Source organism: Pseudomonas sp. WS 5532, from assembly GCF_012985445.1.
In the GTDB taxonomy this organism is placed as follows: Bacteria; Pseudomonadota; Gammaproteobacteria; order Pseudomonadales; family Pseudomonadaceae; genus Aquipseudomonas; species Aquipseudomonas edaphica.
Genome location: NZ_JAAQWK010000004.1, coordinates 264,989 through 288,120, shown reverse-complemented (window position 1 = coordinate 288,120; position 23,132 = coordinate 264,989). Strand labels below are relative to the sequence as shown.

General features: G+C 54.9%; 16 protein-coding genes and 1 pseudogene. 4 read left to right on the top strand and 13 right to left on the bottom strand.

Translation table 11 applies throughout. The features are described from left to right. The first annotated feature begins 387 nt into the window (after positions 1–387). Both HBO23_RS10025 and HBO23_RS34055 read left to right on the top strand, forming a co-directional pair. A complete protein-coding gene (locus HBO23_RS10025) occupies positions 388–2,457 on the top strand; it encodes a bifunctional diguanylate cyclase/phosphodiesterase (protein ID WP_170037978.1) in 2,070 nt (689 codons plus the stop codon). A gap of 152 nt (positions 2,458–2,609) precedes the next feature. Then, entirely contained in the window at positions 2,610–3,929 is a 1,320-nt protein-coding gene (locus HBO23_RS34055; protein WP_064361040.1) for a methyl-accepting chemotaxis protein, read from the top strand. A 132-nt stretch (positions 3,930–4,061) separates the two neighbouring features. Here HBO23_RS34055 and HBO23_RS10015 read toward each other — a convergent pair whose 3' ends face one another. The 3 genes from HBO23_RS10015 to HBO23_RS10005 all read right to left on the bottom strand — a co-directional run bounded on the left by HBO23_RS10015 (position 4,062) and on the right by HBO23_RS10005 (position 6,335). After that, positions 4,062–5,609: an IS66 family transposase gene (locus tag HBO23_RS10015; RefSeq protein WP_034128274.1), complete on the bottom strand. Its 1,548-nt coding sequence runs from the start codon at positions 5,607–5,609 to the stop codon at positions 4,062–4,064. Between the two features lie 61 nt (positions 5,610–5,670). Beyond that, a complete protein-coding gene (tnpB, locus tag HBO23_RS33825; protein ID WP_009682493.1) occupies positions 5,671–6,006 on the bottom strand; it encodes an IS66 family insertion sequence element accessory protein TnpB in 336 nt (111 codons plus the stop codon). After that, positions 6,003–6,335, bottom strand: coding sequence for a transposase (locus HBO23_RS10005; RefSeq protein WP_009682494.1), 333 nt, complete (start codon positions 6,333–6,335; stop codon positions 6,003–6,005). Before HBO23_RS10005 ends, tnpB begins: the two co-directional genes overlap by 4 nt. 114 nt (positions 6,336–6,449) lie before the next feature. Here HBO23_RS10005 and HBO23_RS10000 point away from each other — a divergent pair, with 114 nt between their 5' ends. Both HBO23_RS10000 and radC read left to right on the top strand, forming a co-directional pair. Further along, positions 6,450–7,370, top strand: coding sequence for a hydrolase or metal-binding protein (locus HBO23_RS10000; RefSeq protein ID WP_038443645.1), 921 nt, complete (start codon positions 6,450–6,452; stop codon positions 7,368–7,370). Positions 7,371–7,421: 51 nt separating this feature from the next. Next, positions 7,422–7,918: pseudogene (gene radC / locus HBO23_RS09995) on the top strand (DNA repair protein RadC). 231 nt (positions 7,919–8,149) lie between these two features. Here the strand turns inward: radC and brxL are convergent. The 10 genes from brxL to HBO23_RS09945 all read right to left on the bottom strand — a co-directional run bounded on the left by brxL (position 8,150) and on the right by HBO23_RS09945 (position 23,124). Beyond that, positions 8,150–10,252 carry a BREX system Lon protease-like protein BrxL gene (gene brxL, locus HBO23_RS09990; RefSeq protein ID WP_170037976.1) on the bottom strand — a complete coding sequence of 701 codons (2,103 nt, stop codon included), beginning with the start codon at positions 10,250–10,252 and terminating at the stop codon, positions 8,150–8,152. 12 nt (positions 10,253–10,264) lie between these two features. Then, positions 10,265–12,772 carry a BREX-1 system phosphatase PglZ type A gene (pglZ, locus tag HBO23_RS09985; RefSeq protein WP_170037974.1) on the bottom strand — a complete coding sequence of 836 codons (2,508 nt, stop codon included), beginning with the start codon at positions 12,770–12,772 and terminating at the stop codon, positions 10,265–10,267. After that, positions 12,765–12,947: an AAA family ATPase gene (locus tag HBO23_RS09980; protein WP_198832883.1), complete on the bottom strand. Its 183-nt coding sequence runs from the start codon at positions 12,945–12,947 to the stop codon at positions 12,765–12,767. Before HBO23_RS09980 ends, pglZ begins: the two co-directional genes overlap by 8 nt. Before the next feature lie 22 nt (positions 12,948–12,969). After that, positions 12,970–16,497, bottom strand: coding sequence for a BREX-1 system adenine-specific DNA-methyltransferase PglX (gene pglX, locus HBO23_RS09975; protein WP_170037972.1), 3,528 nt, complete (start codon positions 16,495–16,497; stop codon positions 12,970–12,972). Between the two features lie 71 nt (positions 16,498–16,568). Next, positions 16,569–20,126, bottom strand: a complete 3,558-nt coding sequence (gene brxC / locus HBO23_RS09970) for a BREX system P-loop protein BrxC (RefSeq protein WP_170037970.1) — start codon at positions 20,124–20,126, stop codon at positions 16,569–16,571. Positions 20,127–20,137: 11 nt separating this feature from the next. Beyond that, positions 20,138–20,794, bottom strand: a complete 657-nt coding sequence (locus HBO23_RS09965; RefSeq protein WP_169885067.1) for a DUF1788 domain-containing protein — start codon at positions 20,792–20,794, stop codon at positions 20,138–20,140. After that, positions 20,791–21,402 carry a DUF1819 family protein gene (locus HBO23_RS09960; protein ID WP_169885065.1) on the bottom strand — a complete coding sequence of 204 codons (612 nt, stop codon included), beginning with the start codon at positions 21,400–21,402 and terminating at the stop codon, positions 20,791–20,793. The genes HBO23_RS09965 and HBO23_RS09960 overlap by 4 nt, the downstream gene beginning before the upstream one ends. Next, positions 21,395–21,598: a helix-turn-helix domain-containing protein gene (locus tag HBO23_RS09955; RefSeq protein WP_010463602.1), complete on the bottom strand. Its 204-nt coding sequence runs from the start codon at positions 21,596–21,598 to the stop codon at positions 21,395–21,397. The genes HBO23_RS09960 and HBO23_RS09955 overlap by 8 nt, the downstream gene beginning before the upstream one ends. Positions 21,599–21,805: 207 nt before the next feature. After that, positions 21,806–22,855, bottom strand: coding sequence for an ADP-ribosylglycohydrolase family protein (locus HBO23_RS09950; RefSeq protein WP_170037968.1), 1,050 nt, complete (start codon positions 22,853–22,855; stop codon positions 21,806–21,808). Positions 22,856–22,866: 11 nt separating this feature from the next. Continuing rightward, entirely contained in the window at positions 22,867–23,124 is a 258-nt protein-coding gene (locus HBO23_RS09945) for a hypothetical protein (RefSeq protein WP_169885060.1), read from the bottom strand. Between the last annotated feature and the right edge of the window lie 8 nt (positions 23,125–23,132).

Below are 23,132 nucleotides of genomic sequence, written 5' to 3'. Positions count from 1 at the left end.
TTTAGGTCCCGGTGGCTTTTTTATTTCCGGATTAAGGAGAACCGTAACCGTCCGGCCATGTCATCTACCCAGCCCCGCAAAGCCAAGACATCGTGTGCACTCAAATTTAAGTGAGCACCAGATCTAGCCTTTTAAACGGGTATTTCATGCAGCCAACACTCGGTTCCTATTCCAAGGCCTTCAAAGCCCAGGTCATTCAATATGGGTGCCCAGCACGGCACTACAATTGCCAGCATCGCATTCAGCCGTAAGCGTGCCCGTGGAAGTCGCAAGGCTGGCATGACGCTTTTTTTTGTAAAATTTTTGACGATAGGATGAAGCGTACTCTTCAGAAACTGCTCGTGCCGCCGATGCCCAGAGGAGCCAAATTCAACCTTCGGGGTTTCAATGCTAGTAAGCAGCTATAACAGCGTGTATGTGCTGTTTTCCTTCGCCGTAGCGATCCTGGCGTCTTATACCGCGCTGGACATGACTGGTCGAGTCACCCGTACCGAAGGCAAAGCATCGGCACTTTGGCTTGCCGGTGGATCTTCCGCCATGGGCACGGGCCTCTGGTCGATGCATTTTATTGGCATGTTGGCCTTCCAACTGCCCATCGAGCTGGGTTACGACCTGACGCTGACTGGCTTATCGTTGTTGATCGCCATCGCCTCCTCCGCCTTTGCTTTGTGGCTAGCATGCCAGACGGAAATGCCACTGCCGCGTTTGCTGCTTGGTGCGGTGCTCATGGGTATCGGAATTGCATCCATGCACTACGTTGGAATGGCGGCGCTGCTGATGAATCCTGTAGTGGAATACGTTCCGTCGTTGTTCGCGCTATCGGTGCTGATTGCTATCCTTGCTTCGGGCGTGGCTTTGTGGATCGCTTTCCGCCTGCGTGGCGAAGGTCAGTACATCAATCGTACACGCATCGGCGCCTCGTTAATTATGGGGTGTGCCATTGTTGGAATGCACTATACCGGAATGGCGGCTGCCCAATTTCCTATCGGGAGCGTGTGCGGAGCGGTCAATGCAGGCATTGATAGCAACTTGCTAATGGTTTTGGTGATTCTGATCACGCTGGCTGTCTGCGCTATTGCCTTGATCGTATCAATGCTTGACGTCCGCACCAGCATACTTGCCAGCTCCCTTGACCTCGCAAACAGTGAACTGGTGCAGCTAGCTCTTCACGACAATCTTACTCGCCTCCCTAACCGTATCCTCCTAAACGACCGTCTTCAGCAAGCGATTCATAAAGCCATCAGGCAGAAGAGCCACTTTGCCGTACTCTTCATGGATCTGGATGGTTTCAAAGCTGTTAACGATACTTACGGTCATCACACTGGCGACCAGTTGCTTCTGCAAGTAGCAAAGCGAATCAACGACGCCAAACGCGGCGAAGATACGGTGGCTCGCCTCGGAGGCGACGAGTTCGTTCTGCTTATCGATCCCGGCGAACCTGAAGACGCTGCGATGTTGGCGCAACGCTTGGTGGAAAATATTCGATTACCTTACGTACTTGGGCGGCAGACAGTGCATGTGTCCGCTAGCATCGGTATCGCTATATTCCCAGAAAATGGCCTAACCGAGCATGAGCTGATGGTCAATGCCGATGCGGCTATGTACCACGCCAAGGAGCAGGGCCGCGATGGCTACTGCTTCTTTGAAAAAGCTATGAACGTTAACGCTCACCTGCAGTTGGAAATGCAACAGGATCTGCGGTGCGCACTGGATCGGAATGAATTTATCCTGCACTTCCAGCCGAAGATGCTCGCCCCAAATGGCCCTATGATCGGCGTTGAAGCTTTACTGCGTTGGAACAAGCCAGGTTTGGGCTTGGTGCCGCCCGTCCGTTTCCTGCCCTTGGCAGAGCGTACTGGATTGATCGTGCCAATCGGTAGCTGGGTAATCCATGAGGCGTGCCGGCAGATGGCCGAATGGCAAGCGTTAGGCGAAGGTAAAGACGAATGGAGTATTGCGGTCAACATTTCGACGGTACAACTGGCCCATGCAAAGCTCGTTGATGTCGTGCGCAATGCCCTGCAAAGCAGTGGCCTGCCCCCCCGTTTCCTGACACTGGAAGTTACCGAATCTACGGCGATGCGGGACGCTGAAGCTGCTTTGATTGTTCTTGATCAATTGGCAGCATTGGGCGTGAATATCTCCATCGACGACTTTGGTACCGGTTATTCCAGCCTGCTTTATCTTAAGCGCCTACCAGCCAACGAACTGAAGATCGACCGAGGTTTTATCACCGAGCTGGCTAAGTGTAACGATGACGCGGCTATCGTTTCGGCCATAGTAGCGCTCGGTAAAACGCTGGGGCTGAGGATCGTTGCAGAGGGTGTGGAAACCGCTGAACAACAACAGATGCTTACCGAGTTGGGTTGCGACATTTTGCAAGGTTACCTGCTGGGCAAGCCGATGAGCGCAGAGAGGATGCTGGAAAGCTTAAGCGCGACCAAGACTCTAACGTGATACTGCACAAGCCATAGATTCAAGTTGGTGCTTGCTGGTGCAATTTGCAGACCCGCTACATCACCTGATTTAAGCATCAGTTAAACATTCGAATTGGGATTTACGGCTTCTCCTCATTCGTCCGATAGTAAAATTCACTCTAAGGCTAATCAATGTTCAACAAGGCAATCAAGCAGACCTTGGCTGAGGCTCTGCAAAAGCTTCAGGCCGCAGAAGCAAGGGCCGTGGCCGTTGACCGTTCGACGGCAACAATTGAATTTAAACCCGATGGCACCATCATAGGTGCCAATGAGAACCTTCTTACCACCATGGGCTACCGACTGGAGGAGATCGTCGGACAGCACCATCGTATTTTCTGTTTTCCTGATTACCAGGCGAGTGCCGACTATCGTAAGTTCTGGCAGCGCCTGGCTGGTGGCGAGTACATACGTGAACGTTTCCTAAGGCGTAATAAGCAAGGCCTGGAGGTCTGGCTCGAAGCCAGCTACAACCCTATCCGAGGCGCCGATGGTCGCGTCGAAGGCGTGCTGAAGCTGGCCACCGACATTACTACTCAGGTGATCCGTGAGCAGGAGCAGAGCAGCATGGTTCAGGCCATCAGTCGCTCGATGGCTGCGATTTCCTTTAACTTGAAAGGTGAGGTTCTCGACGCCAACGAAAACTTCGAGCAGGCCATGGGCTATCGCCTGGATGAGATTCGGGGAAAGCACCACCGCATGTTCTGCACACGAGGTGAAGCGGACTCTCCTGAATACCGCGATTTCTGGGAGCGACTGAACCGTGGTGAGTTCTTCTCTGGACGCTTCCAGCGACTCAACCGGCATGGCGATACCGTCTGGCTGAGCGCAACCTACAACCCGGTATTCGATGCCAGTGGCCGGCTTTACAAAGTAGTTAAGTTTGCCCGTGATATTACGTCCCAAGTGCGCCAGCAGCAGGCAGAATCCGATGCAGCCACGCTCGCCTACAATATATCCCAGCAGACGGACAGAAGCGCTCGCCATGGTGCCGAGGTCATTAGTGAAACGGTCGAGGTGGTACAAGGCATAGCAGCCGAGCTCTCACGAGCGGCTGAAGGCATCACTGCAGTCAATCAGCAGTCAGAGATGATCCGCAGCATCGTGCAGACCATCCGAGGTATCGCCGAGCAGACCAACCTACTTGCTCTAAATGCTGCTATCGAAGCTGCAAGGGCGGGTGAACAAGGCCGAGGTTTTGCGGTGGTCGCCGATGAAGTACGAAACCTTGCAGCCCGCACGGCGCAGGCCACCGTGGAAATCGTCGATGTTGTGAAGCGCAACCATGAACTAGCGCAGGATGCTGTGGAGAGCATGCAGGCTAGTCGCCAAAAGGTCGATCAAGGCGTCGATTTGGTCAGCCAAGCCGGCTTTGTGATAGAGGAAATTCAGAGCGGAGCACGGCAAGTAGTCGACGCCGTGCGCCAGTTCGCCGAGGCAAAGGAAGAGCTCTGATGTAACTGTATCGGGCACAACCTCGTAAGGCTGTTCCAATTTCTCACGATAAGCGTGCTTGTCCAATATGACATCATCGCTGCTTACTGGGCGCAACTGAACGTTTGCATCCGAGCATCACGTCTTACGCAATTAGACCGGTTGCCAAATATGCGGCAGCAAATGATCGATTTCACTCGCCCGCTGCGTCGGCAGGCGTGTGAGCACGTCCTTCAAATAGGCATACGGATCATGACCGTTGAGCCGCGCAGACTGGATCAAACTCATGATCGCCGCCGCCCGTTTTCCGCTGCGTAGCGACCCTGCGAAGAGCCAGTTCTTGCGTCCAAGAGCCCATGGTCGGATCTGGTTCTCTGCCCAATTGTTGTCTATGGGTACAGCCCCGTCATCGAGGTAGCGCGACAGCGCTGCCCAGCGTTTCAGGCTGTAATCGAGTGCTTTGCTGATGGCTGAGCCTTCGGGCACAAGGTCGCGCTGGGCGCTCATCCAGACATGTAGCATGTCCATTACCGGGACGGCTTTTTCTTTCCGTATTCGCCGCCGTAAATCCGGCTCCAGATCGCGGACTTCGCTCTCGATTTCGTACAACAACTGGATATAGCGCAGGGCTTGCTCAGCAAGCGTGCTTTTATTCGTAGCGTGCAGCTCGAAGAATTTGCGCCGTGCATGGGCCATGCAGCCGATTTCGGTCACGCCGAGTTCGAAGCTGGCTTTGTAACCGCCAAAATCGTCACAGACCAGCTTGCCCCTCCAGCCTTGCAGGAAGTTGCGAGCATGCTCTCCGGCACGGCTGGGGCTGAAGTCATAAACCACCGCTGCCACATCCGAGAACTGGCTGGTGGCGTAGGCCCAAACATAGGAACGGTGGGTTTTCTTTGTTCCCGGCATGAGCATTTGCACGGGTGTTTCATCGGCATGAATAATCTGCTGCCCGAGTACCACTTCGCGCAGCGCATCGACCAGCGGCTGCAACTGAACCCCAGTCACGCCAACCCATTCGGCCAAGGTTGAGCGTGGAATCGCCAGGCCCGCTCGACCGAAGATCGATTCCTGACGGTAAAGCGGTAAATGGTCAGCAAACTTGGCAATCATGACGTGGGCCAGCAGCCCAGCGGTTGGGATGCCCTTGTCGATGATCTGAGCCGGAACCGGTGCCTGGATAAGCGTTTCGCAGTCATCGCAGACCCATTTGCCACGTACATGACGCTCGACGGTGAACACGCCCGGTGTGTAATCCAACTTCTCACTGACATCTTCACCGATGCGTTTCAGCGCGCAGCCGCATGGGCAGTGAGTGTTGTCAGGTTCGTGATGGATCAGTGTGCGTGGAAACTCAGCCGGCAATGCAGTGCGCTTGGGCTTCTGCTTTTTCTCGGTCGCCGCTGGCACTGTTTGCAAGGCCTGAAGCTCTGCTTCAATCGCTGCGATATCTGTATCGATCAGGTCATCGAGCAAACTGGCCTGCTCAGGATTCATCTGCTCGCTGCGCTTGGCAAATTTCAAGCGCTTGAGCTGCGCAATTTCGAAGGTCAGCTTCTCGATCACCGTCTGATCGCGGTTGATCTTCTTGCCCATGGTTTCGACCGTCTTACCCATTGTTTCGACTTGCGAGAGCAATTGCGCAGCTAAGGCACGCAGTTGGTCGGGAGTCATTTGGTCGAGATTGGGAGAAGAAGTCATGCGCCGAATTTTGCCAGAGCAGGCGCTTCGCGGCGATAGACCGATAGGCTAATGGCAGCCGTTAAAGCAGTGTGATCGAGCCGCCGGAACCTGCTCGTTGCCATGGCAGGCCCAATACCAAGGCTTGGAGTTGCTCGGTGTCCAACTGCATTTCAGAGCCATGACGAATGCTTGGCCAGTGGAACTTGCCCTGGCTCAACCGGCGCGCCGCCAGCCATATGCCGAAGCCGTCATGCACCAGCACTTTCATGCGATTGGCGCGGCGGTTGGCGAAAAGATAAGCACAGTGCGGCTGCGCCGCACCGAACACCGCAATCACCTTGGCTAATGCCGTTTCGGTACCAGCGCGCATGTCCATCGGCTCGGTGGCGAGCCAGATGGAGTCGATGCGAATCATCGCAGAAGGTCTCGAAGAAAGGTCGCGCAGGCAGCAGCATTTTCAGTGGGCCAGTTCACTGTGACGGTGCCACGCGGGTGCTGTATTTCAACGCAAATATTCGATGATGATGTGTGGGATTTCGCCCCTGCCAGCGGCACGGGTAACGGAATAAATGCAGGTTGCAGCGCCGTGCTTTTCTGCGCTTGCAGGCGAATCCATTTGTGGACGAGGTTTGCGTTGAGGTTATGGCTGAGTGCGATGCTGGCAATCGAAGCACCGGGCTGGGCACACTCTTGAATGACCTGAGCTTTGAAGGATTTGGAATAGGAACGGCGTGTTGGCTGCATGAAATACCCGCTTAAAAGGCTAGAACTGGTGCCCACTTAAATGTAAGTGCACACCATGTCTTGGCTTTGCAGGGCTGGGTAGATGACTTGGCCGTACGCATACGGAGAACCGCCATGCTCAAAGGTTTAGCCATTACCCCTCCGGTACTCGGGCGCATTTCCATCGGCAAGGTCGTCGAGAAAAACGGCAAGCGTCTACCGGAAAAGGACGATCAATTCACCCTTACCTCCCAAGTACAGAGCCGCGACGGCTGGCTGCTGCATCCACTCAATGAGGAGCTGCGCAATGGCCAGGACGGCAAGCTACGCAGTATTCCGATCCGGCTGCTGTTCAACGAGCCTGACCTGAACTTTCGGGCGGACTACAGCCTATTTGACCGTAACAGCGGCCGGCCGCTGTGTGTAGGCAACGGCGAGACTTGCAAGCGTTTGACCAAGGACGGCATCCAGTCGTTGCCCTGTCCTTCACCGGATGGCTGTTCACTGGCTCAAGGCAATGCCTGCAAGCCTTACGGCCGGCTGAACGTGGTAATTGGCGATGACGATCCGCTGGGCAGTTTCGTCTTCCGTACCACTGGGTTCAACAGCATACGTACCCTGGCGGCACGCCTGCAGTACTTCAGCGCAATCTCCGGCAATCGCCTGGCCTGTCTGCCGCTGGAGCTGCGTCTGCGGGGTAAGTCCACTCGGCAGAGCCACGGCACACCGATCTTCTACGTCGATATCACGGTGCGCAGCGGCCTGAGCTTAGAAGACGCCTTACTGGAAGCCCAGCAGCTGGAGGAAACCCGACAAGCCGCGGGTTTTGACCAGAGCGCCTTGGATCACGCGGCCCGGCAGGGCTTTAACAATGGGGCCTTTGAAGACAGTGAGGAGGACACCGGGGCCATCGTCGAGGAGTTCTTCCCCAGCATTGAAGATCAGCCCAGCCCTTTAGAGCCAAAAGCCCAACCGGCAGCGCCTGCCAAACCCTCACTCGCCCAAAAATTGGAGTCGCAAGCCACGCGACACAACGGCAAGCCCACCGTCCAGTAACAGGGTTTCTCAGAACCCTTCGTTCTCACGCACTCGTATAGGAAGACCCAAATGAAATATCACAAACTCCAAGCCGGTGAAACGACCGGCACCTATGTCATGGACTCCCCTGTCACCGAAGCTGACATCCTACGTATGGCGCAACAACTGGCAATGAGTCGCCTGTCTAAAGGCCGGGCACTGACAGAGCCGAAGCAGGTCTTCAGCCACCTGCAAACACTGCTGCAGTACCATGAGCACGAAGTCTTTGCTCTTCTGCTGCTCGACACCAAGCACCGGATTATCGGATTTCAGGAGCTGTTTCGCGGCACGCTGGACGGGGCCAGCGTTTACCCAAGGGAAGTGGTCAAGATCGCCCTAGAGCACAACGCAGCAGCCGTGGTACTGGTGCATAACCATCTTCTGGAGATCCCGAACCCAGCCAGGCCGATCGCACGCTGACCACCACCCTCAAGAACGCCCTCAACATGATTGGCACAAAGACGCTGGATCATATCGTTGTAGGCCACGAAGGCTGCGTATCGTTGGCTGAACGAGGTTACCTATAACGCCTAGGCTCACACTGCCCGATAGACTGCCCTTGGCTGATGCTAGGGCAGTCATCGGCAGGGAAACTCCCCTCACTTATTTTTTGTCGTAATCCAGCGGTTGTACTCAGCTCCTGCTGCAGCCGACACTATGACTTCCCCACGCCTAAGGGCGTCCACAGTTGACCTAACTTTTTTCTTTATTCGTACCGCGAACACCAATCAGAGTGCCTCTGCCTAATCGCCGTAAACCTACGAGCAAGCTGCCGGGTCAACCCGCACAAAGGTCACACTGAATTCTTTGCACTGCCGATGCTGCTGGAGCCGATTCGCAAAGCTGAAGGCATCATTCAGCTCAAAGCGTTGAAAAACATCCAAGCCACGTCCAAGCACTATCTTCCAACCCGTGTCGGTTGTGATATCTCGATCATGCTTGGTGCCGCTGGTGTCGTAGGCCCAACTGAACTGGATGCCAACACCGGTACAAGCATCAGAGATCTTCTGCAGGCTTTCGGTCTGGCGATCACCATTTGTATCATCTTCAACGGTCACCACATGAACAACCACCTCATCTTCCGGACCTTGCAGCTTGCTAATGGTCTCCATCAGTTCCATCAAATTGCGCAACTGATGGAACATACGAAGATAGGGGTCTGTGATGATGATGCGCTTGGCACCTACCAGATAGGGACTGAACAACTTGTCAAAACTCAGGCCTCGCTGATTTTCGTGGAAGACCAAATGCTGCTCTTTCAGCACAGGCTCCACAGACACTGGATTGATAGGGCGTGAAATTGGCCTTTGCTTGGCTGGCGCTGCCTCGATAAGCGCCAAATGGTCAGTGCCGACGTGGGGTAAATCGATAGCAGAAACTTCAGTCGCTCCCCGACGATGGTACTGGTTAGGGTACTCATCCTCTTCCAGTGTGCGCACCAATCGCTCCTGAGCATCAGCACCCTGGTAGGCAAAGCGAACTGCTGGATAGGTCGCGTCAATGCGTAGCAACTGATCCTTCACCCGCTTGCGCCCTTCAATTGCTGTGCGCAATACGTCTTCCACTTCGGCGTCTGTCGCCTCGTCATGCGGGTACAGGATCTTCATCAAACCAGAAAAAGTTTTGTTGATGCCATCGCGGTCGCGCGTCGAAATATCGTCGGATAGCGTGAACTGTCCCTTGTAGCGATCTGAGTAGTCATGACTACGAAGCGAGCGCAGGATCTCGGCCAGGTAGTCCACCACGAAGCCATAACCACTGGAGAACATCTCGCCACGGATGACATCCACTTCCCATCCGGGGATGTAGCTGTGAATGCGGTCGAGAAAGGCTGAATCGTGGAACTTTTCCGGCAGCGGGTCGAACAGGTCCGTGTGCTTAAGCATGTACGGCACGGTGTGATCGGTATTACCCACAAACACCATGCTGGCCTCTGCTCCCAAGGTTTCCACTCCCCGTGAGAACGACTTGTTGGCCATATAGTTCTTCATGATGTCCACCAGAGCCTTGTCCACTCGCTTTTGCTTGCCGGCGAATTCATCGAAAGCCACTACATCCCAGTAACCCACCAGGCCGAGCTTACCTGTGCCGTTATGGACGAACAGCTTGGGAACCGTAACTTCGCCACCGGAGATAAGAATGCCGTGGGGCGAGAACTCGGAATAAACGTGCGACTTGCCAGTGCCCTTCGGCCCCAGCTCTATCAGGTTGTAATTGCGCTCGCAGAACGGGATAAGGCGGATAAGCTGGGCGAGCTTATTGCGCTTGCCGAACATCTGCGGATTGAAGCCTACACTCTGTATCAGCAGGTCAATCCACTCATCAGTGGTGAACTGCTTACGCGCCTCCAGATAGCCGTCGAAATCAAAGCGGGAAATCTGAATTGGCTTTAGCGAGGCCAGAATCCAAGGTGAGGCAGACTTATCCTCGGTGTATTCATACTCCACATCCGCAATGCACCAAACACCACCTACCAGCAGCTTCTGGTGGGCCTTGACGGTGTTGGAGTCGATCAGCACCTTCTTGATGCCCAGGTTGGCGAACTCAGCCTCGTACACGTCATCCTTGTCGTTTAATGAGACGCTAATACGGTCAATAACCTTGTGCCGCCCCTTCTCCTTGATGGTCGAGCGTACCAGCCCTGCTTCGTTTCGGTGGACATAGTGCTTGCGCAGAATCTCCTTGACCGTCTCGATACCGGTCTGGATCGTCGCCTCGTCATTGGTCGCGCAGTATTGGCCCAGCAAGTACTCCAGCACATACGACGGCACAATGGCGTTGCCCTTCACCGCTTTGACCAGGTCTTTGCGCACCACCAGGCCGGCAAAGTACTGGTTGATCTTGTCGTCGAGCTGACTCATTGGAGCTCCTGCTTAAAAATCGAATTCGCTGCTGAACGAGCGGCGAATGGAGTAACGCGCGGCTTTGTACCGTGTGAAGTGTGAAGTGCCTTCCACGGTCTCTTCAAGGAGCAGCTCCACCTGCTGATTGTTCGCCTCATCGGCCTTGCGGCTGAGAATGAAGCGTACCGGCAACTCCCGCTCACGCGGGTTAGCAGAGCTGAAGTCGAACAACAGCTCATGCTGATCGGATACCAGCTCACCGTCCAGCGTGAACAAACCTGCACGCAACCGGCGCGACTGCAGTTTCTCGGTCACTGCCTCGGTTTGATAGAGCACCACCGCCAACTGCCCGGTGGTGATGGTCTTACCACCGACACCGATGAACTCCACACCCACCCGACCCACATCGCTCTGGCGCTTCTTGTTAATACGGATGACCGGGATCACCACCTCTTGCAGGGTGGCACCACCGTGCACAAAGCGACTACCAGAGCCTTTCAGCCGCAGACGGTTGATGGATTTGGGAATCTGCACCATAAGCGTCCCCGTCAGGCCTAGCTGCACCGGGTTGAAGGTTTTAAAACTGGCTCCTTCGCGCAAGCTACGACCCAGTACAAAACGCCGGTCGCGGTAGAGGACCTCATCGCCCTCTGGCTCACCGCTGAGGAAATCGCTCTCCTGCAGCGGATGATTCTGATAGATGAAGCCATGATCGGCAGTGATCAGCAGGTTACTGGCATTGGCGTTGGTCAGCTTCTTCACCAGACGGATTAGCTCACTGAGCGTTTCCTCGGCCGCCGCAAACACTCGTTCTTCGGTATCACGGGTGTCGCCGGTCTTGTCGATCAGGTTGTGATAAACGTAAACCACCTCATTGTCGCGCAGCAAGGCACGAGAGTCGGCCTGGTTCATCGCCAGTAGATCCTTGGCTCGTACCACCTGAGATGCTGGCACCCTGGTCGCCAGAATCTTGCCCCGGTTGACCGAGCCTTGAGCGCTCTGACCATCCACTATGGCATCGCCACTGTCGTTGTCGGCCAGTTGCAGGCTGCTGTTGGGTAGCAGTGCCGCCATGCCCAGCTGGGTATAACTCGGCAGCATCGACAGCATCGGTTCCAGATCAGCCTCGAAGCGATCTTCCTGACGAATCAGGCTTTGCAGCTCCTCGCCTACCTCATAGCGGAACGCATCGGAAATCAGCACACACACCTTAGTTCTGCGCTCCACAAAGGGCTGCACATAGCGGCTGAAGAAATTGCGCTGCAGCACTACGGGCGCGGCCTCCCACTGCTGCGCCGCATCCACGTGCTGCTGCCAGCGGTCGTTAAGACGGCTCAGGTAGTTGTTGCCGTACAGATTCTCGACCTGCATAGCCAACTCACCCAGCAGCGAAGCCTGACCGGATTCACGCAGGTGATAGACGAACTTGCGGTAACGCTGATCCAGCCTGAACCACTGGCTGGCGTACTTTTTCACGCCATCAGTCAGCGATTCCATTTGCAGCTGCGTTATGTCCAGCACCTGGATGAACTGCGCCGCATGCTCCAGCGCCAGGTACACATCCTTGAAGCGCTCAAACCAGTGGCTCTGGCGGCGCTGGCGTACCCACTGCTCAACCTCCACAGCGGTGACTGTACTGGCCACCACGGCACGTACCAGCTCACTGAGGATCTTGCGGTCGATCAGCTCGAAATAATCCAGCTCCAGCAGGCTGCGCCAGTCCAGAGTTTGCAGCTTGTCGTCAATCTGCAGCACCGCCGCGCACTGCTCAGACAGTGTCTCGAAACTCTGCTCATGCGAACGACTGTCCTTCCAGCGTTTGAGGAACACCAGCGCCTCAGCGGACAGTCGCGCCTTGTAAGCCGGGTCGATCCCAAGCATGAAACAAGCCTTAAACAGCTCGATAACGAAATCGTGCAACCCTGGTTGCTCGGAGCTATAGCCATAGGCGCGCTTCACCTGCTCCCACAGATAGGTATTCAAGCCGCTGCTTTCGATTAACTTGATCCGCACATCTTTGCCAGCGGCCAGATCACCCAGCAGGCTTTCCAGAATCACATCCAAGCGCGGCTCGTTGCCGGCACACACGGCGAGCATCTTGCGTTGCAGCAGGTTCTGCGAATCACCCGGCTCAAGTAACTTGCTCAGGGCCTCACGGCGCTTGGCGGATTCGAAAAACGCCACATGGGCTTCCAAAAGTGGGTAGCAGTCCGGTCCCAACTCCAGCTCAGCCAGCCACAAGGCAACCTGATCGGTACGGAAGCAATTGCCACTGGCAAGCTGCACATCCAACAGCCAATTGTGCAAATGCGAAGGCTCAGTACCTTCACGGTAGATCAGAAACTTCTGTTCCGGTTGCTCTCGCAGGAGGCGGTATTTCACGCCAAACTCATTGTTAGCCAGCTCGACTTTCTCGACATCCGGCAACTCCAGCGTCTCGAAATCAGCGCGAAACTCCAGGCGCGTGTCATACCAGAACACTATGCGCTGCTTGTCGAACAGGTTACTCAGGGCCTGGGTGATTTTGGGGTTACTCATGTTTATGCATTCCCAATCCGAGCCTGCAGCGTTTCGACAATTCGATTGACTCGAGCTGGTTGGACTTACCCGAACCATTAGGCCCAATGATGACATTCAACGGCCCCAGCGGGATGACGGTAGAGAACGCGCCGAAGCTCAAAAAATTGTTCAGTTGGATGGACTGAATCAGCATTGTATCTGCTCCTTGTTATGCTTCATTCATCCCCCTTGGCATCTAGCCCGACGATCTTTTTCAGCGCCGAGCCGAGCTTGAGGTAGTTTACTTTGACGCCGTCATCCAGATTCAGCGGCACTTGTTTAGTAGCCAGCGGGTAGAGGGTGTCACGCTCGTAGTCGTCCAGCTCCAGTAGTTGCTTTTTGAGCGGTTCAATTTCCTTGAGGGCGCGGGTCTTTTCACCTTGGCTGGCGCTGGTGCTGATGCCGATTTGTTGGAGGTGGTCCAGCCGTGCAGCCAGTTTTTTGCGGAAGTCGCGCAGGTATTGCAGCACCACACTCGCTGTGTCGGTGCGGTAGCGATGCAGGTAGATCAGCGCACTGAAGGTGCCTTTAGGGCTGGCGAACAACCAGTAGATCGGGCGCTTCTTGTAGCGTTTCACATGGTCGGCGTAGAAGTCCTTGATAAAGTACTTGCGCACGTCCTTGCCCAGCGATGCCTCAATAAAGGCTAGGTTGTCCTCGTAGTGCTCCACGCCGAAGGTAACGCGTAAAAAGGTGCGGAAACGCTCGGTCACATCGTCAGCAAACCACTCGCCATCCAGCAGCGGGATCACGTTGTCTTCGTCCGGCATAAAACTCGGCTCGGGGATCTGGCGCAAATACTCAGCCAGTGTGTCGCCCTGGTTGGCCAGCACCAGCCCTGGATTGTCCAGGCTGTAGCGGCCAAACATACAGCCCACGGCGTAGGACAAAAACTCGCGCATCGTATCGGCCAACAGCTGCGCACCCAACTCCTCCCCTGACTTGTCACCACCGTAGCGGTAGTGTGGGTTGCATGTGAGGGTGACTTCCTTGAGCGACACCTCGGGTGTCAGTTCATCCTGCAGACTATAAGCCTCGATAAAGATACGGTTGTTTTCTTCTTCGAGGCGCTGCATTTCTAGCATCATCTCGCGCCAGTGAGAGTGGAGTTGTTGATAAGCGGCTTGTAGGGTGGACTGCCGGTGGCCGGGGTGTAGCAATGGCAGAACTGTGAAGTCCCAGGAGGTTTCGTAGGAGTCCCAGTCGGACTTTGCGGCTAGCACACTGCGCCGAACCCGATCATTCAACTGCTCATCGTCTGGCTTTTTGAACGGTAAACTAAGCACGTGGGTGAGTTTAAAATCAAGCGTAGGAGCAAGCATTCTTAGTAGGAAGCTGCATACACGACTATTCAGAAATGCCTCTACGGCCTCCGTTTTACTTGACTGACTGACGAAACCCATTGGCCCTTTGGCATCAAACATAAAACCACACGGAACCACACGAACAGCAAAGTCGCTGCTCGAAATGCCAGACCAAGTGAACCCCTCACGAAAGCCATACTCACCGTTGTAGTTATGAGAGCGGATACGCCCTGTCTTTTCATCCTTGAAATTTTTAAGCTCACGGCCATCATCAAACCAATTTACAAAATGCTCTGAATTACCATACCAACGCCTAGAGCCACCACCCTTCACATAAGGAAACCATCTTTTTTCAGATGTTTTAGCCTCGGCGTCACTTTTAATGTTAAAACCGACATTCATCACGCTCGCCTCATGCCACTCCCGTAAGAACGTGGCATTACTACCAGTCGCGAGCCCTTCCCTCGTGATGATCTCCTTGGAAATCGAAGGATAGCTTGTGAATAAATTCCTCATCCTTTCAGATGCCCAAAAAACTATCGGACATCCTGGGATTTTTTCAAATTGCTCCGACGAAACCCGATAGCGTATTTTGCTTTGAGGGACTTGAATCGCCTTCAAAAGATCAGCATCCTTTTCGGCCTCAGACTGGCCTTCAGTCAGCTTTATAAACTCTCCTTTGAAGTCTTCATTGGCCGCGCTACTCAAGACGAATGCAGTAGTCGAAACGACCTCCCCACCAATAGAGTCAAATGCGCGCTCTCCAAGCTGGGCCATCGTGCAGATTGTTGACCTAGATAAAATCACAGATCTAACCGCCTCATATCTAGGCGCGAACATCCAACCCTGCATCGTGATCATGCCAACATATGACTTTGCTAAAACCAGCTTCAGACTTCTTAGGATAAACGCCTGATAAAGGTCGTATTTACCCTCGACGTATTCAACATCGAGCCAGCTTTGCAATGACTCATTTAGATCTGCCTTTTTCTTGTACGGAGGGTTGGCAACTACCACCGCATAACGCGGGCTCAGGTAGTCGGTCATTCGTAGCACCTGCAGCACTTTAGCGTGGGTGCCAGCAAGGAACAGACTGCCTGCCATGTCCTTAGCCTCCAGCACGGGCAACACGTTTTGCACGCTGCTGAGTTTGGGACGGATCAGCGAGCCAAAGTTATCGGCCTCCTCAAACTGCTTGAGGGTTTCACGCAGGTCAAGAGTGAACAGGTCACGCCCTACGGCCGTGATGTATTCATCCAGCTCGTCATGGCTGAACACCACTTTTTCCATCACGCAGATATTTGGCTCGATGGCCTTGTTGAAAAAGCGGCGCTGCTTGGCGCGGGCTTTCATGGTCAGTGCAAAAGCGGCTAGCTCCCCTGCGCGCTCATCCAACTCGATGCCGTAGAGGTTGTGGGTAAGAATTTTTTCCGGGATTTCGCTAGGGTCAGTGCCCATCTCTTCGTAAATGGCATAGAGCAGATCGAAGGCATAGGTGAGCATGTGACCGGAGCCGCAGGCCGGATCGCAGACCTTGATGTCTTCGGGGCAATCGATCTTGAGGAAGTCGGTTTCTGCAGCCTCGGGCTTGATGTAGTAATCCATCTGCCTGGCAAGTGCCGAGTTAGGATGGTTGAGCATCCACAGACGGCCGAGAGAGTTTTCCACCAGGTAGCGCACGATCCAGTGCGGGGTGAACAGCTGGGTAGCTGCGGGAATATCTTCTGCCGTGATCTTCTGATTTTTCTTCAGACCCTCAAATACCGAGTCCTTTTTCTCGGAGATGTAGAATTGGTACAGCCAGCCGATGACTTCCACGTCCTGGCAGGTATCAGGGGTCATGGCTTCGCGGGTGTAGGCCAGGATGGAGTTGCCCGAGAGCAGGTCATCCGGCATCAGCAATTCGGTGTAGTCGGCAATGCGCTCGAACAGGTAAGGCATGGCGCTGTGGAAGGCGTTGCACTCGGCCACTACCAGCAGACGATAGGCTTCCTGCTGCGGATCGTGGCTAGGGGCGTTACCGCTAAGCAGAGCCTGGATCTGCTGGCGGACTTTCTCGGGCACGCGCTCATCGTCGATATGTCCTGCTTTGGCTTCAGCCAGTATTTCAGGCTGGAACTGGCCTTCATCAGCGGGCGATACCACGCGGATACGGGTGTAACCGTTTACATCCATAAAGCGAAGGGCGCAGAAGCGGTTGAACCAGGTGTAGGCGACCTTGTCGATGAGCTGCTCACGGCCGTTCGCGGCGATTTGTTTTTCCAGCTGGGCAACGGCTTGCGGACTCTCACGGCGGGCAGCACTGCTTGCATATAGCACTAGGGAGAGCTTGGCGCCCACTTGCTCCAAGAGCAGGCGACGTGTGTGCTGGGCGAACTTCTTGAGTTTGGTGGTTTCCATCATTCTTCTCTTTATGGGCCTGCTCGATCATTTGTGTGGTTTCACGAAAATGATCGGGGCACTTGTCCGTTTCAAATCTGTACGCGGTTGCCTGCTTGGATTTCCTTCAGCCAAGCTTCGCGCAGCTGTCGTAAGTAATCATCCAACTCGGATTCACTGGCCAGCCAAGGCTTGCTGTAACCCACCGTAATAGATCGTGCGGGCACCAAGCGCGGTTCGGCCACTTTGGGTGGTTCTGTGCTTGGTGGCGGCGGATAATCGATGTCCTGATTTCCCGCTGGTGGCGGAGAAAAGGGTGGGATTGGATCTGGTACCGGTTGCGGACGAGCCAGTCGCTCTAATTTGAGCAGTAACTGTGCGTATTGGTTGTCCTCGAAGGCACGCAACTGATCGCGGATCATGGCGATACGCTTCTGCCCTTGCATTGACTGCTGAGCTTCAACAAACGGCACAGCGAGCTGAGCCTGCTGCTCAGGCTTAAGACTGCCGTACTCGTTGCTCCCCTGCAGACGCTGCTCCAACTCGGCAAGCCGGCTGACTGCGGTAGCCTTCTCGCTGGTTAGCTGGTTAGCAATGGCTTGTTGCAGGGCCTCCAGTTGCGGTTTGGCCTGCTGCAGGCGGTTGCCTTGCCAAGGTTTATTCTCGGTGAGTAATGCCTTGATGGCTTCAACCTCCCCCGTGGCAACATAGGCGAAATTGTCTTCCTGCTCCTGCACCAGTTGGCGAGCCTGATCGTAAATAGCTTTTTGCGGACTACCCATGAAGCGACGTAGCGGCTCAATGATCTGCTCTTTGGTGTCGAGCATGGCATCGGAGGCGCGGGACAGTTCGGTAAGGAACCAGCTGGCGTTTTTGCCGGCGATTTCCTTGAGAGTAGCCATCACGCCATCCAGCACGCTGAGGAAGCCATACAAGGCTTTTTGCCCATGCAGGTCGGCTAAATCAATCTCCAGTTCTTTGATGGCGTCGATGGTTTCACGTGCCAGAGCGCGGGCTTCGTTGCAGCTGGCGGGACGGTCGAAAAAGTCGGCAAAGAACTCTTTGAGATGGCGAACCTGGGAGGCACTGAACTCGATTTGCGGCTCCAGCACCAAGGTGGTGTGAGCGTTGGTGTTGCGCAAGCTGCGCTCTAGGTTGTCGCCTTCCAGCAGGTTGCTGTCTTGCCGCACCTCCGCTTTGCCGCGTGCGCAAAGCAGCGCGAGGTTGCAGAGGATGGCCGCGTAGTACCAACCGTAGTTCTTGCGCTCGAAGCGCTCCAATAGGGTTTTGACCGTGGTGCGCACACCGCTGCGAGCATTGCTCTGGATATAGGCCAGTAGTTCCTGCTCGGGCTCGGTCAGGCTAGTAGCGTCGTTGCCGAGTAGACCGTCCTGGGCCTGGCGCAAGTATTTGCCGATGTCATTCTCGTTGAACGGCACATCGCGCAGCATGCGCAGGTTCGGATAAGTAGTTTCAATCAGCTGGTAGAAGCCTTTGAGAATACGGGCCTGACCGTCGCTGCTGGTGGCCTCCACGTCGGCGGCGTTAATTATCAAGTGCGCTTTGCCGAGCAGCTCCTTGGCACGATCCTGCAGCTCGGCCAGACGTTCGTTGTTCTGGAAACCCTTGGCGTCGATGATGCGTTTGACCGCTTCCTGCTGGGTGCTGCTGTTCTGTCGGATGTATTTCTCAGTGCGCTTGTGCAGGGTGAGATCCTGCATGAACCGGGCATCAGCCGGCAGCACCACGCGCAGCTCATCACGTCCCATACTCTGCATACGCTGCACCGTGAGGTTATCGAAGTTGTCACTAAGCGGAGTGACAATGTGGATGGCCAACTCAAACTCACGACTGAGCGAACGGTCGTCCATTTTGCGCGTATAGGCGTAGTCCTGGCCGTTTTCATAGCGGACCTTGCGCTGCTTGACCACACCATCAAACAGCAGGGTTTCCAGCTCCTTGATGACATCGGCAGTTTCGATCTCTGTGTTTTTGATCTCTTCTTCGATGTCCTTCTCTTCGTCGGTCAGGTACTCGTAGAGCTCGCCATTGCGTTGGATGTAGGTTTGCTGCTCCAGCAAGTTGAGTGCCGCTTCCAGCTTCTTGCGTTGGGCTGGAATGTCTTCGCCAAAACGCTCTAGCATCAGTACATTGAGATTGCGCAGAGTGGCCTTGAACTCCTTGACGTACTTGACCAAGAACAATGCTTTGAGCACGCGCACCGCGTATGGGTCGCCAAGGTGCCGCTCGGCATTGTTGATAGCGCTTTGAATAGCGCTTTTCAGCGCGCCGCGAATGCCTTCGAACATCCGATCGAAGGTGGCCAGCTGGCCCACTGGCTCGCTGTCGATAGCCATGGCCACTTCGCGGAATACACCGAGCATGGAGCGTTCGCCCACCGAGTTGGCCTTGCCCTCAAAGCCGTTGTGCATGGATATGCCACGAATGGCCGACTGGAAAAGCGGGAACTGGTAGGGCACGAAGGGGTAGCAGTAGGTGAAGTGCTCCAGATCGCGGAAGTTCTGGTAGTGCTGTCCACCGTCGGCAAAGTCGAACAGAGTTTTGAAGTTGTTGAGCTGCTGGTTGTAGACGGTTTTCAGCAGCTCGGCACCGGAATCGTTCTTGGTCAGCAAGCGTTTCTGGATCACCTCGGCCACGTCGGCGCTGGTGAGCTTGAGACGGTTGGCAAAGCGCGCCTGGATCTTGGTGAAGTCGTTGCTTTGTTGCTTGCTCATGTCGCCCATCACAGAGTCCATATCCTCCTGTGCGGTGACAAATACCCATGCCCGGCCCTGGCACTTGGTGGCCAAACTTTCAGCCACGGTTTGCAGGTTGGTCATGAGCTTGGTGTTGTCGGCAATGTACTGACCGACCTCATCGACAAAGAAATTCAGGCGGAAGTTGGGCGGCTGTTTGTCCAGCCACTCCTTGACCTGATTGCCGAAGTCTTCAATGGAAACGCTGTGTTGAGCGCGGTATTTATCGAGGATGCCCTTGGCCAGCGCCAGGTCTTCGTCGGTGATCTGGGCGTAGGCCTTGGCGATGTTGCCTGTCTCCAGCAGCGCCTGCTCGCGACCACGCTCCCAGGGCTTATTGGCGATGCTCTGGTAGGCTTCCTTGAACGGTTGGAACAGTTCGCGACTGTCCAGGTCGCGTTCAAACTGGGCAATGTAGCCCTGCTTGCCGTAATAACCACACATCTCGTTGAAGACTTTGACGAACACAGAAAGCAAGGCGTCGACCTGGGTCTTGCTGATGATGTCGGCCTTCTGGTCGATGTTGAACAGGATGCTTTTCGAGGGGATGGCGACAGCTTTCTTGAGCTGGGCGCGCAACAGCTCGTCGTCATCCTTGATCTTGGGTAGGAAGATGTCCAATGCAGTACTGCCGTCGACCTGGCGATTTTCCAGCAGCAGGGCGAGCATTTTCAGCAGGTGCGACTTACCCGAGCCGAAGAAGCCGGAGACCCAGACGCCATTGGCATGGTGGTAGTCGGTATAGGCATCGAGGAAGTGCTCCAGACGCTTGGCGACTTCGTCAGTCAGGACGTATTCACTGAGCTCGTTGAACAAGCTAGCTTCGTCGTCGGCCTTGATGACGCCCTCAATCGGGCGACTGACTGGGCTCTTGAAAATTCCGTTGAGTTTCATCGACTGCTTCCTTACACCTGAGACTCGAAAATATTGAATGCACGGTAGTACTTGTCATCGTGCAGCAGACCGAACAGCTCCAGTGACGCGCCTTGTTCCAGCGAATGCCGATACTCACCGGGGAAGAACATCACCGTGGGTTTGTCCTTGGCCGTGCTTTGCAGATTGTTGAGTACGTTGTGCGAGCGAATATAGGGGAACACTTCACCGATGCCGGAGAGGAAAAGCACGTCGTAATCCGCCTGAGCAATACGTTCGCCAATAGCCGGGACCAGGTGTTCCTTGATATCCAATACACCCTGCAAAAGTTCCAGCAGACCTTCTTTTTCCACATCGGGCTCAACCGCCCGGATCTGTTCCCACAAGCTGACACCTTCGTCACTGCCCTCACGAGCCTTTAGCAAGTCGATGGTCAGGTCGTACAGGCTGACTTCCAATACCTTTACACCACGCCCCTGCAAACAATCGATACGCAGACCGGCCAACGTGTTGACCAGTTGCCGCTGCATGCGTTGTATCTCAAAGGCTTCAGCCGCCTTGAATTCGCAGATGTAGAACGGCAGATCATTATTCAGCCCTTTCATTTCCAGAAAGCGTTGACCGCTCATGACGTTCAATAGGTGTTCAAAGCGGGCTGCCAGCGGCTGCTGACTGATTTTTTGGCTCATTGCAGCCACCTTTTAAGTTCATGGTCAGTTGCCGGGAATATCAGCAATTGCTCGTTATCGTGGCGAACCAGTAAATGGGCCAGCGCTGGAGTTATCAACACAGGCTGAATCTGGTGCTGTGCGCTGATCAAGTCGGCATCCCGCAACATGCGGAACAGGTTTTGTCGCAATTTGCTATGCGTGGACGCAGCCAGTTCATCCAGCTCGGCATGCCACAAAGCTTTGGCATTGCAGAAGGCATCGTAATCGCTTGTCGTGAGTTGGCGGCGCATAAGCAGGTAATGCTCGCGCAGAACTTCGCGAGCGAAGTCGCGGATGAACGCATAGCGCCGGCAAGTTGCAGCCCACAGAAGGTAGCCTTGCTCCCGCAGGCTGCCATCCACCAAAAACTCCAGCTCCTCTGGATCCAAAAGCTCCAGACGCGCGATCAACTCCTTACTGATACGTGTCGCAGCAGCCGCTGTACGAACTTGCAACAGGTTCTCACCACGCACCTGCTCCCGTGTTTGCTTCCAATCACGCAGCGTTAGATAGCGCTCCACAACCAGCGGTGCTTCCTGCAAAAACAGGCCACCCGTGGTGAAAGAAAGACGATAACGCTCAGCCATCACTTCGCGCCTGCTGCGATTCGTCACTGGCTCCGCCAGCTTTGACCCAGGTATCCACCTCAACCTTCTGGAACTTCCACAACCGACCGACCTTGTGGGCTGGCATGCTGCGTTTGGCAATCCATGCATAAACGGTGTCCTTGCTGACGCCGAGGTGTTCGGCAATTTCATCAACACTGTGCCAACGATCAGTCATAGCTAAATCTGCCGATAAAAAAACGTGCTGATATTAGCCGTTTTTGTCGGTTTTAATAAGGTTAAAGCTGTTTCTCAGGATTAATGCCTGACAAATGCCTGCGCCACTTCAAAATGGCTTCAAAGGGCAGCCTAGCGAGTTTGCTTTGGTAAGCCTACGCTGCGAATAGCTCAGTGGCGAAATGAAAATGCGTCGCCATCAGTTCCCTCACCCGCCGGGATACATCTGCTCGATCAGCTGATCGAACTCTCCGCCATACCCACAGTAATCACGCGGAACGCGCTCAATATCCTCGGCAATCTGCGCAATCACTTCGCGCAGTTCCAATTGTCCATACCACCGAGCAGGAATCGCCGCAGCGCCATACTGAACACCAAGTATGTGTCCAGTGATCAGTCCGGAACCGTCGCTGTTGCCACCGTGATTCACCGCTGTTATGACGCCATCCTCGAACGAGCTCGCCGTCAGGGCACACCAGAGGCCAATTGCCAGCGCTTCTTCAGCGACCCAACCGCCACCGAGTTCGCCGATGCGTTGCGGGGTGGGCTTGTAGCCTTCATAGAAGAAAAACAGCACACGCTCGATAAGGCTGCGAGCTTCTTCCATGCCGGGCTTTTGCCCATATTTGGCCAGGCTTTCGCTAACTGCATGTTCGAGACTGTCCTCCCTGACCATCCGCTGGAGGATGTCAGCGAACAGCCCTGCCGTCAGGTAGCCTGTAGGGTGCCCGTGAGTAAGGCGCCCTGACTGGGCAGCGTAGTCAAAGGCGTTAGCAAAGAATGCACAGGGAGCAACGCGCATCAAGGCGCCGCAGCCCTTGCTGTTGTTCTCGGCGACAGCACCAAGCCGCTGGGTGGCCTTGAGGGCCGTGAGACATGTGGTGCCAGGGGCGCGACAAGACCAGAGTTCTCGCTGTTCGATCAACCACCCGTCCCTGCTGACTAGTATCGCAGGAGGGTAATTCTGGGTCATCAGCCAGCGCAGCAACGCATGGTGGATAATGCTGGGAACATGGCAAATCCCTCGTGAACTACTTCTCACATAAGCCCGCAGCAAGCCTTCGGCCGTGAATAGCATCATCTGCGTGTTGTCGGTGATGACACCGGAGATACCGAAAGTAGGGGCAAAATCAACGATACCCTGCGAACCGAATTTAGCTTCGATTGCAGGCCATTCGAGGAACTCCACCGTGGCGCCCAACGCATCGCCGACTGCACCGCCCAGTAGGCAACCTTTGATCCGTTCAAGTCTGTTCATATCCTTCGCCCTTATCCCTCTGCTGGGATCAATTCCTGCAAAATCACCAGCTTTCTTTGCAGCTGCTCGATGTGCGCTTTCTCAGCGCGCAGCGCCGAGCGCAGCTCCCAGTTTTCCATATCCAAAATCCTTGCCCAGCGCGTGCCCTTTTGACAGCCAAGAGCCATTTTCCAGAGCTCCCGCAACCTCAGGCACTGCAGCACAAGCGTCAGCAGGATTGCTCCCATCATCACCAATGCACCTGTCGAAACAGCATCCGACATTGTCATGTCCACAT